The sequence below is a fragment of the Hymenobacter agri genome (genome assembly GCF_054778495.1).
The window spans coordinates 1-1612 of sequence record NZ_BAAGZM010000788.1 but is presented as its reverse complement, the minus strand read 5'-3'; the positions used below and the strand labels follow the sequence as shown (position 1 = coordinate 1612).

At 64.6% G+C, this 1612-nt stretch carries 2 protein-coding genes and 1 pseudogene; 1 reads left to right on the top strand and 2 read right to left on the bottom strand.

Annotated features, from left to right (window positions below; translation table 11 throughout):
• Positions 1-598: SDR family NAD(P)-dependent oxidoreductase (locus ACYVDE_RS22135; RefSeq protein WP_460503704.1), on the top strand; the 598-nt coding region annotated here is incomplete at its 5' end.
• Positions 599-724: 126 nt separating this feature from the next.
• On the opposite strand, the gene ACYVDE_RS22130 is transcribed toward ACYVDE_RS22135, so the two are convergent.
• Together ACYVDE_RS22130 and ACYVDE_RS22125 are read right to left on the bottom strand one after the other, a co-directional pair.
• Entirely contained in the window at positions 725-1369 is a 645-nt protein-coding gene (locus ACYVDE_RS22130) for an alpha/beta hydrolase (protein WP_460503703.1), read from the bottom strand.
• A gap of 17 nt (positions 1370-1386) precedes the next feature.
• Positions 1387-1612: pseudogene (locus ACYVDE_RS22125) on the bottom strand (cytidine deaminase); the annotation flags it as partial.

The following is a 1612-nucleotide window of genomic DNA, read 5'->3' as shown; positions in this document are numbered from 1 at the left end:
ACACGTGCTGGAGTTCGACGTGCGTGACCGAGCGGCCACCGACGCGGCCGTAGCCAGCCTGCCGGAGGCGTTGCGCGCGCCCGATATTCTGGTGAATAACGCGGGCGGGGCGCACGGCCTGAGTCCCATTCAGGCGGGCGACCCGGCCGACTGGGACCAGATGCTGGACGCCAACGTGCGCGGCCTGCTGAACGTGACGCACGCCCTGCTACCGGGCATGACGGCCCGGAAAACCGGCTTTATTCTGAACGTGGGCTCGATTGCCGGGCAGGAAGCCTACGCCAACGGCAACGTGTACTGCGCCAGCAAAGCCGCCGTGCAGATGCTCACCAAAACGATGCGCCTCGACCTGCTGCCCACCGGCGTGCGGGTGGCCGAAGTGAACCCCGGCGCGGTAGAAACTGAGTTTTCGCAGGTGCGCTTCAAGGGCGATGAGGCGCGGGCGGCGAAGGTATACGAAGGCTTTGAGCCGCTGAAAGCCGAGGATATTGCCGACGTGATTGTATTCATGGTGACGCGTCCGCCGCACGTGACCATTGCTGAGGTGCTGGTGCTGGCCGGGGCCCAAGGTGCGGCTACGACCATTAACCGGAAATAGACGGAGCGCATAAGGCAGGAACGTCAGGCTGAGCTTATCGCATCAGCTCTACCGCGTAACCAATTGATTCTGGTATCGCGGTAGAGCTGCTTCGACAAGCTCAGCCTGACGTTCTTTTGTGTAGGCCTATTCTGCCAGCTTTTCCAAAACTGCGCGGTTTAATTCGTGCTTACCGGCGAACGTGAGCAGCTGCGCGGTAGCCCCTAGCTGCTGGAGCAACTGGTGTTGCTGCCCGGCTTGCGCAGTGGAAATGTATTCGTCGCGGTCGCCGATGACGACGGAAACCGGCAGGCATTGGAGCAGCTGCTGTGCGGTATCCGGCGCAATGTCTTCGGGGAAACTGCCCGCCCAGAGGATGAGGTGAGCCGGCCGGAAGGTGGTGCGGGTGAGCCAGCGGCTGACGGTGGCCGTGCCCTGCGAAAAGCCTAGCACGGTGATTTCGACTCCGGCCGGGCACTGGGGGAGGACCAGCGAGGCGAGCTGATTGAGGAAGCCGATGTGGTCGTCGATTTCGGCCAGGCGGTCGTCGCGCGTCATCCAGCTGGCGCCCACGCGGCCACCGTTGCCTTGCAGGTAGAATCGCGAGAGGCCCTCGGGGGCGATGACGACGGTATCGGCGCGGTCTTCAACCAGAAAGGCGAAATGGCGCACGAAATAGGCTGCCAGCTGCCCGTAGCCGTGGCACACGAACCAGACGCGCCGGGTGTGGGCCGACAGCTCGCCCAACTGCTGGTAGCGCGCCGTGCGGGCCACGGTGAGGTTGTGCTCCATGCTGGAAAAGGCGACAGCTAGACGGCCGGCAGGTCGTCGGGCGAGAAGTTGAACGGCATGAGGGCGCTGAGGTTGCCGAAACGCAGGATGCTGCCGTCGCGGCCGGGCAGCAGCAGCGGAATGGCCTGGCCCTGACGCGTCTCATATTCCAGCATAACCTGACGGCAAGCTCCGCAGGGGAGGGCCGGCCCGAAATCGCCCTCGCGCGGGCGGGCGGCCACGGCCATGCCCACGATGGGCGCA

Excerpts from the sequence above, each read along its gene's own strand:
- ACYVDE_RS22130 (WP_460503703.1), bottom strand. The coding sequence starts at position 1,369 with ATGGAGCACAACCTCACCGTGGCCCGCACGGCGCGCTACCAGCAGTTG.